The 7,968-nt window shown below is 43.6% G+C and carries 6 protein-coding genes and 3 tRNA genes; 2 read left to right on the top strand and 7 right to left on the bottom strand.

The window, feature by feature from the left end; genetic code table 11:
- Nucleotides 1–24: 24 nt before the first annotated feature.
- From B3X18_RS06055 to secA, 7 genes are all read right to left on the bottom strand, one after another.
- Nucleotides 25–100, bottom strand: a tRNA-His gene (locus B3X18_RS06055).
- A gap of 36 nt (nucleotides 101–136) precedes the next feature.
- Nucleotides 137–213, bottom strand: a tRNA-Arg gene (locus B3X18_RS06050).
- A 45-nt stretch (nucleotides 214–258) separates the two neighbouring features.
- A tRNA-Pro gene (locus B3X18_RS06045) sits at nucleotides 259–335 on the bottom strand.
- Between the two features lie 153 nt (nucleotides 336–488).
- Complete coding sequence (gene nadA / locus B3X18_RS06040) at nucleotides 489–1,553, bottom strand: quinolinate synthase NadA (RefSeq protein ID WP_005021382.1); 1,065 nt, start codon at nucleotides 1,551–1,553, stop codon at nucleotides 489–491.
- A gap of 140 nt (nucleotides 1,554–1,693) precedes the next feature.
- Nucleotides 1,694–2,914 carry a bifunctional glutamate N-acetyltransferase/amino-acid acetyltransferase ArgJ gene (argJ, locus tag B3X18_RS06035; protein WP_005021380.1) on the bottom strand — a complete coding sequence of 407 codons (1,221 nt, stop codon included), beginning with the start codon at nucleotides 2,912–2,914 and terminating at the stop codon, nucleotides 1,694–1,696.
- Nucleotides 2,915–3,078: 164 nt separating this feature from the next.
- Entirely contained in the window at nucleotides 3,079–3,438 is a 360-nt protein-coding gene (locus B3X18_RS06030) for a hypothetical protein (RefSeq protein WP_026444185.1), read from the bottom strand.
- A gap of 135 nt (nucleotides 3,439–3,573) precedes the next feature.
- Nucleotides 3,574–6,303: a preprotein translocase subunit SecA gene (gene secA, locus B3X18_RS06025; RefSeq protein WP_005407038.1), complete on the bottom strand. Its 2,730-nt coding sequence runs from the start codon at nucleotides 6,301–6,303 to the stop codon at nucleotides 3,574–3,576.
- 339 nt (nucleotides 6,304–6,642) lie between these two features.
- Between secA and B3X18_RS06020 the strand changes: the two genes are divergently transcribed.
- Together B3X18_RS06020 and B3X18_RS06015 are read left to right on the top strand one after the other, a co-directional pair.
- Nucleotides 6,643–7,284 (top strand): peroxiredoxin, encoded by a 642-nt coding sequence (locus tag B3X18_RS06020; protein WP_005018543.1) that lies wholly within the window; start codon nucleotides 6,643–6,645, stop codon nucleotides 7,282–7,284.
- A 129-nt stretch (nucleotides 7,285–7,413) separates the two neighbouring features.
- On the top strand, nucleotides 7,414–7,965 hold the full coding sequence (locus B3X18_RS06015) for a dual specificity protein phosphatase family protein (protein WP_348908065.1): 552 nt from the start codon (nucleotides 7,414–7,416) through the stop codon (nucleotides 7,963–7,965).
- The last annotated feature ends 3 nt before the right edge of the window (nucleotides 7,966–7,968 follow it).

Here is a 7,968-nt window from a genome sequence, read left to right as displayed (position 1 = left end):
CCAGGCTGCGCCATACTCCGAGTATGGGGTGAATGACGGGATTCGAACCCGCGACAACTGGAATCACAATCCAGGGCTCTACCAACTGAGCTACATCCACCATAACATCTTTGATTCTAAATACCAAGCTACCAAATGGCGCGCCTGACAGGATTCGAACCTGTGACCATCCGCTTAGAAGGCGGATGCTCTATCCAACTGAGCTACAGGCGCATGACCGATGATAAAAATATCATGCGATACTTCGCCGATTTAAATTGGTCGGAGCAGTAGGATTCGAACCTACGACCCTCTGGTCCCAAACCAGATGCGCTACCAGGCTGCGCCATACTCCGATTCATCTCAGCTTTTATTGTATCGCACTTTGTGCGGTACGGTGTGCATTCTAGGCGTGACGCATGGTCACGTCAACACCTATATTTAAAAAAATATTAAAAAACACCTCAAATGTATATTTATCAGGCACTTTAGACATTTTTTAATCATTTTCAACGCTTTAAGCTGGCACTAAAGGCTAACATACGGTCTAAAGGCAACTTTGCACGCTGCGCAAGTGCAAGGTCAACCTCTATTTTCTGGTCAGCTTTTTGTAAAACCTGCAAAATTCCATCGAGTTCATTCATAGCCATCCAAGGACAATGTGCACATGAACGGCAGGTTGCCCCTTCACCTGCTGTTGGTGCCTCAAGCAGGATCTTGTCAGGCACGACCTGTTGCATTTTATAGAAGATACCACGATCTGTTGCCACAATCAGATGGGTATGTGGCAAAGACCTTGCTGCCTGAATCAATTGTGATGTACTTCCTACTGCATCAGCCACCTCAATCACCGATTCAGGGGATTCAGGATGCACCAGAACGGCTGCATCTGGATAGAGAGCTTTCAAGGTGGCAATACCACGTGCGCGAAACTCTTCATGAACAATACAAGCCCCATCCCAGAGCAACATATTTGCACCGGTTTTCTTCTGGATATAACGACCAAGATGCTGATCAGGTGCCCAGATGATTTTCTCACCCAAGCTATCTAGATGCTCAATAATTTCAACTGCACAGCTTGAAGTCACTACCCAGTCAGCACGTGCTTTGACCGCAGCTGAAGTATTGGCATATACCACAACAGTATGGTCAGGGTGTTCATCGCAAAACCGCGTAAACGCATCTTCAGGGCAACCTAGATCCAGTGAACAGGTAGCTTCCAGTGTAGGCATGAGCACAGTTTTTTCTGGTGACAGAATTTTAGCTGTCTCACCCATAAATTTTACACCGGCTACTACCAAGGTAGAAGCAGCATGATCACGACCAAAACGTGCCATTTCCAGTGAATCGGATACGCAGCCGCCCGTCATTTCAGCCAGTTCCTGAACTTCAGGATCGCAATAATAATGTGCCACCAGTACAGCATCACGCTTGTTCAGTTCGGCCCTGATCTGTTCAAATTTATCCTGTTTCACTTGTTCAGTCAGGGAAGTACTTTTGGGTTCCCCTAAACGGTCCAAATGCGCCTGCACAATATTTTTTGCTTCATTGGCAATTAATGTCGCATCAGTCATAACCATGCCTTCTCTGTTTTTGCTGCTAGCCTTTTCGCTGGCATTTGATCCATCATCTCAACCATATTAAATATACAGTTGATAAAAACCTTTATTTTAGAAAAAAGCCCCCACATGGAGGGCTTTTTTTATTCATGATATTAAGAACGATAATCTGCATTAATCTTGACATAATCATAAGACAGATCGCAGGTATAAACCGTATCTTTCGCCTCGCCGCGACCTAAATCAACACGAATCGTAATTTCCTGTTGCGCCATCACTTCTGCTCCGGCTTCTTCGGTATAGTCAGCAGCAGCTCCGCCATCCTTACAAATCTGGACATCATCCAGCCAAACCTGAATTTTTTCTACCTCCAGGTTTTTAACACCTGCATAGCCAATCGCGGCCAGAATTCGTCCCCAGTTCGGATCAGATGCAAAGAAAGCCGTTTTTACCAAAGGTGAATGAGCAATACTATAGGCAACGTCACAACATTCTTGGGTATCTGCCCCGCCTTCGACCGCCACAGTCATAAACTTGGTTGCCCCTTCTCCATCACGAATGATGAGTTGGGCCAGCCGTTTCATGATGCGGGTTAAAACCTCAAGTACAGTTTGATAGCGCTCATCTTCCAGACTGGTAATTTCTGCTCCGCCAGCCTGACCGGTAGCCACCAAAATACATGAATCATTGGTTGATGTATCGCCATCAATAGTAATGCGGTTGAAGGACTGTTCCACAGTAGTTTTCAACAGATGCTGTACCAGCTCACAACTAATAGGTACATCAGTGGCAATAAACCCTAGCATAGTCGCCATGTTGGGCCGAATCATACCTGCACCTTTAGAAATACCAGTCATGCTGTAGGTAATGCCATCAAGTTCGAACTGTTCCGATGCACCTTTAGGTGTAGTATCGGTGGTCATTATTCCACTTGCTGCATCCAGCCACGCATCTGCTTTCAAACTATCAAGTGCAGGCTGCAAGCCTGTAAGTAAACGCTGCATTGGTAACTGCTCACCAATGACGCCTGTAGAAAAGGGCAGCACTTCAGATGTCTGAACCCCAGCTAATTCGGCAAGCTTGTTACAGGTCTCTAGCGCATTTTGCATCCCCAGCTTACCAGTACCGGCATTGGCATTACCTGTATTAATCACCAGGTAACGGGCATTACTTTTTAAAAGATGCGCTTTAGAGATATGCACTGGCGCAGCACAAAAAGCATTTTGGGTAAATACGCCCGCAACATTTGACCCTTCTGCAAATTCAAAAATAACCAGATCTCGTCGGTTCGGATAACGTATATATGCTTCAGTTGAACCAATTTTTACGCCTTGCACCACATGCATTTGTGGCATTGATACGTCACCCACAGTCATTTTTGAATTTCCAGTGATATGGTTATTGAAAACACAACAGCTTAGTGCAAATTTTTCTAAAAATCGAGAGACTCTAAATGAATTGGTGATTTTTATATTAAGCTTTATTAAATACATACAAAAAAGCCGAATAGAATCCGGCTTTTAATATGTGAATCATAAAATTAATTTGAAGCAAGAGCTGTTTCTGTACCTAGAAGTGACTGTTTGGCCTGTTCCTGACTGGCAGCCGATAATGCAGGATTTGACGCTACAATGCGGTTCACTGTAACGTTATTTACTGCTGCAATAGCCGCTGTTCTCAAAATAATCGGGCGTTCAGTAGCTTTCATGGTATAGCGAATACCAGTACGAGGGCTGATCAGGGTAATGGTATCATTTTTTAATTCAGCCTGAGCCGTAGCTGTTCCTTGGGCAGCTTGTACTTGCGCAGGGGTAGCTTGACTTAATTGACCCGTTTCGGCAAAAGCTAGAGCAGGTAAAGCGAGCGTAGCAGCCACTAAAAGGTTGAGTACTTTTTTCATATTTTTCCAGTTTTTCAACTCATCATGAGCAAGTAAATAACATTTAAATGCAGCATCTGCAATCGAATACATAATATGTAACACCTTGTAAAAAAGCAGAACCGAAGTTCTGCTTTAAGCTTAACGTGCTAATATTTAGATTTTACCATGACACTGTTTATACTTCAGGCCTGAACCACACGGACAAGGAGCATTACGACTTGCTGGCGGAGTAATATTCCCCTGAGTTGGACGTGAACGCTCTGGTACAGAAGAAGTCTCTTCATGAGTTACTTCACCTGTTAGGCCATCTACTTCGTCATGAGCGAAGTTTAACTGCATAGATTCCGCTTGTGCCTGTTGCTGTGCTTCCATTTCTGCCAGCTCTTCAGCAGTCGGCACATGTACACGTGACAGATCTGTTACCACGTCAGCTTTAATGGTACCCAACATATTTACAAACAGATTAAAGGCTTCTTTCTTGTATTCCTGTTCAGGGTTTTTCTGGGCATAACCACGTAAGTGAATACCTTGTCGCAGATAATCCATTGCCGCAAGATGCTCTTTCCAGTGACGGTCTAGTGAACTGAGCAGGAAATGACGCTCCAGCATTGCTGCCGACTCAGCACCCATCTGTTCACGGCGGGCCCGGTAACGGTTAATGACTTCATCCGTAATTCGTGCAACCAGACCTTCTTCATCCAGTCGGCGGTCTTCTTCCAGCCATTGCTGAATTGGCAGATCAATTCCTAAATCTGTACGCAATGCATTTTCTAGACCATCAATATCCCACTGATCATGAATCGACTCAGGTGGTACAAAATTACCGATCAGTCCCTGCATGACATCGCGATGCATCTCTTCAATATAATCTTGCAGACTATTTTCTGCGAGAATATCGTCACGCTGAGAATAAATAATCTTACGCTGCTCATTGTTAACATCATCATATTTGAGCAGGTTTTTACGAATATCAAAGTTACGTGCTTCTACCTTGCGCTGCGCATTTTCAATAGAGCGCGATACCATTTTATGCTCGATTGCTTCATCTTCCTGCAATCCCATAGCACGCATCATTGCCACTACACGGTCACCTGCAAAGATACGCATCAGATCATCTTCTAGTGACAGATAAAAACGTGACACGCCCGGGTCACCCTGACGTCCGGCACGACCACGCAGCTGGTTATCAATACGGCGTGATTCGTGACGCTCGGAACCAATAATATGCAGGCCGCCGGCATTTAGTACCATTTCATGGTACTGATCCCACTCTGCTTTGAGCCGTATTTCATCTTCTGCTGTCGGGTTTTCAAGTTTTGCCAGTTTAGCTTTCCAGTTACCACCAAGCAAAATGTCTGTACCACGGCCTGCCATATTGGTAGCAATGGTAACAGCATTTGGTGAACCCGCCTGCGCAATGATATCTGCTTCACGCTCATGCTGCTTAGCGTTTAGAACTTCGTGATGAATACCTGCCTGCGTTAATTTCTCAGACAGAATTTCACTGGCTTCAATGGTAGCGGTACCGATCAGAATTGGTGCTACACCAGCTTCACGAATATTTCGGATCTCTCCGATAATGGCATTATATTTACCATTACGATTCAGATAGATTAAATCGTTGAGATCTTTACGGATCATTGGGCGGTGAGTTGGAATAATCACCACATCCAGTCCATAAATTTCTTTCATCTCCGCAGCTTCAGTATCAGCTGTACCGGTCATACCAGAAAGTTTTTGATACAGACGGAAATAGTTCTGGAAAGTCGTGGTTGCCAGTGTCTGGTTTTCCGGCTGAATCTCCAAGCCTTCTTTAGCTTCTACTGCCTGATGCAGGCCTTCTGACCAGCGGCGTCCCGGCATGGTACGGCCAGTATTCTCATCAACAATAATTACTTCACCATCATTGATGATGTAATGTACATTTCGCTGATACAGGTAATGTGCACGGATCGCAGCAGTAATATGATGTACCAGGTTCAGGTTTGCTGCGGAGTAAAGGCTTTCACCTTCTGCCAGCAAGCCCATCTGGATTAGTTCCTGCTCTACCGTTTCATAACCAATTTCAGTCATCTCTACTGAGCGCTGTTTTTCATCGATCCAAAAATGACCGCCATCGGCCACTTTTTCTTCTTTTTGTGGACGCAGTTTTGGTGGAATCGTATTAATTGCTGCATAAAGCTGTGACGAGTCTTCACTCTGACCAGAAATAATCAGTGGTGTACGTGCTTCATCAATCAGAATTGAGTCAACTTCATCGATAATGGCATACACCAGACCACGCTGTTTTTTCTCTTGCAGCGAGAACACCATGTTGTCACGCAGATAGTCAAAGCCAAACTCGTTGTTGGTTCCGTAAGTAATATCAGCTTTATAAGCTTCAGATTTCTCTACCGGATTCTGCATCGAATAGATGACACCAATCGACAAGCCGAGAAACTCAAATAAAGGACGGTTTAACTCAGCATCACGCTGTGCCAGATAGTCATTGACAGTAATAACATGCACGCCCTGACTGCTGATAGCATTAAGATAACATGCCAGTGTTCCCATCAGGGTCTTACCCTCACCGGTACGCATCTCGGCAATCTTGCCTTCATGCAGGGTAATACCACCGATCAGCTGCACATCATAATGACGCATGCCCATTACACGCTTTGCAGCTTCACGACAGACAGCAAAAGCCTCTGGCAGAAGGTTATCTAACGTTTCACCCTTATTATAACGTTGTTTGAATTCTTGGGTTTTTGCAGATAAGTCTGCATCATTTAAGGTAGATATGGTCGGCTCGAGCGCATTGATCTTCTCGACAATTTTCTGCATCCGCTTGAGTTCGCGCTCATTTTTTGTACCGAAGATACCTCCGATCAGACTTGCCAACATGTAATAGACTCTCTAAATCTTGCTTGTCAAATGGTAATTTTTTCTCAGTCGTTATTATGATGCCAGAATTTACAAGTACAAGGGCTTTGCACAAAACCTGTAAAAAAAATTGTTGAATGGCTTTCATATCGCTGCACGAAAATGCTGCTAATTTAGCAAACTTACAACAGTTTCACCTAGCACAGAAAAGAGTTTTCCATCAGAATTACTGATGAAAATTAAAATATTCATATACAAAATTTTCATAAGAAAATATGTAAACAGTGGTTCTCAATACTAAAGATCTGTTCCATATTATATAAAGACTATACTTACCAATCAGAATTAGAGGCAATAATCATGACATTACGCCTAGGCGATACCGCACCAAATTTCCAGCAGCAGTCTAGTGAAGGAATTATTGATTTTTATGAATTTCTTGGAGATAGCTGGGGAATTCTGTTTTCACATCCTGCCGACTATACTCCGGTCTGTACCACTGAACTGGGCTATACTGCAAAGCTTAAAGACGAGTTTGAACGCCGCGGAGTAAAAGCGATTGCTTTATCTGTAGATGATGTTGAATCACATAAAGGCTGGATCAATGACATTAATGAGACCCAGAACACTACAGTAAATTTTCCGATTATTGCAGATCAGGATCGCAAGGTTTCCGAACTTTATGGTTTCCTGCATCCGAATGCCAGTGAAACTACAACTGTCCGCTCTCTGGTCATTATCGATCCGAATAAAAAAGTACGTTTGATTATTACCTATCCTGCATCTACTGGTCGTAATTTTAATGAAATCCTGCGCGTTGTAGATTCATTACAACTTACCGACAATCACAAAGTCGCCACTCCAGCAAACTGGCAACAAGGTGAAGATGTTGTGATTGTTCCATCTCTTCAGGATGAAACCGAACTGAAAGAACGTTTTCCAAAGGGTTATAAGGCGGTTAAACCTTATCTACGCTTAACTCCACAACCTGATAAAGACTAAATTTAATCTGTTTATATTCTCTTAGGCCTATCTCTTGCAGATAGGCTTTTTTGTTATAAATGGCTACTTAATTTAAAGAAGAGCAGGATGATAGAAAACAGATACATTTTCACAGGTCTATGCAGCAGCATGTTGATACTTAATGGATGCATGACTGCTCCTGCCCTGCCCGACCATCAGCGACCTGAGCACTGGGGGAACCAGCTTTCAGCAGCACATAATTTTTATCGGGTCAGTTCATGGGTCTACCGTAGCGAACAGCCCAGTTCCGGTTTATTGCCTTTATTAAAACAGAAAAATATCAAGACTGTAATTAATCTGCGTACACACGACCGGGATAGCAGTATTTTAGAGGGAGAGAATATTCAAGTCATACATCTGCCCATTCGCACTTGGGCAATGAACCGTGAACAGTTGCTGGGAATCATGCAATATCTAAAGCAAGCTCAACACTCTGGACAGAAGGTACTGATTCATTGCTATCACGGCTCAGACCGTACTGGTGCCAGTATTGCAATGTACCGTATTGTATTTGAAAACTGGAGCACAGAGCAGGCTTTACTTGAAATGAAGCATGGGGGTTATGATTACCATGTTATCTGGAAAAATATAGAGCGACTTTTTAGTACAGAAAATATTCAATGGACCCGGCAACAGCTGCAGAGTCCAGAACAAAAATAATAA

It is taken from the genome of Acinetobacter sp. UBA6571 (genome assembly GCF_002434085.1).
Taxonomy (GTDB): Bacteria; Pseudomonadota; Gammaproteobacteria; order Pseudomonadales; family Moraxellaceae; genus Acinetobacter; species Acinetobacter radioresistens.
Note: the sequence above shows the minus strand (reverse complement) of the source record. Positions and strands in the feature narration are given on the sequence as shown.

Bases quoted from the DNA above. Each gene is read 5' to 3' on its own strand.
- nadA (WP_005021382.1), bottom strand. From the start codon at position 1,553: ATGACTGATGCGACATTAATTGCCAATGAAGCAAAAAATATTGTGCAG.
- argJ (WP_005021380.1), bottom strand. From the start codon at position 2,914: ATGACTGTGGGTGACGTATCAATGCCACAAATGCATGTGGTGCAAGGC.
- B3X18_RS06030 (WP_026444185.1), bottom strand. From the start codon at position 3,438: ATGAAAAAAGTACTCAACCTTTTAGTGGCTGCTACGCTCGCTTTACCT.
- secA (WP_005407038.1), bottom strand. From the start codon at position 6,303: ATGTTGGCAAGTCTGATCGGAGGTATCTTCGGTACAAAAAATGAGCGC.
- B3X18_RS06020 (WP_005018543.1), top strand. From the start codon at position 6,643: ATGACATTACGCCTAGGCGATACCGCACCAAATTTCCAGCAGCAGTCT.
- B3X18_RS06015 (WP_348908065.1), top strand. From the start codon at position 7,414: ATGTTGATACTTAATGGATGCATGACTGCTCCTGCCCTGCCCGACCAT.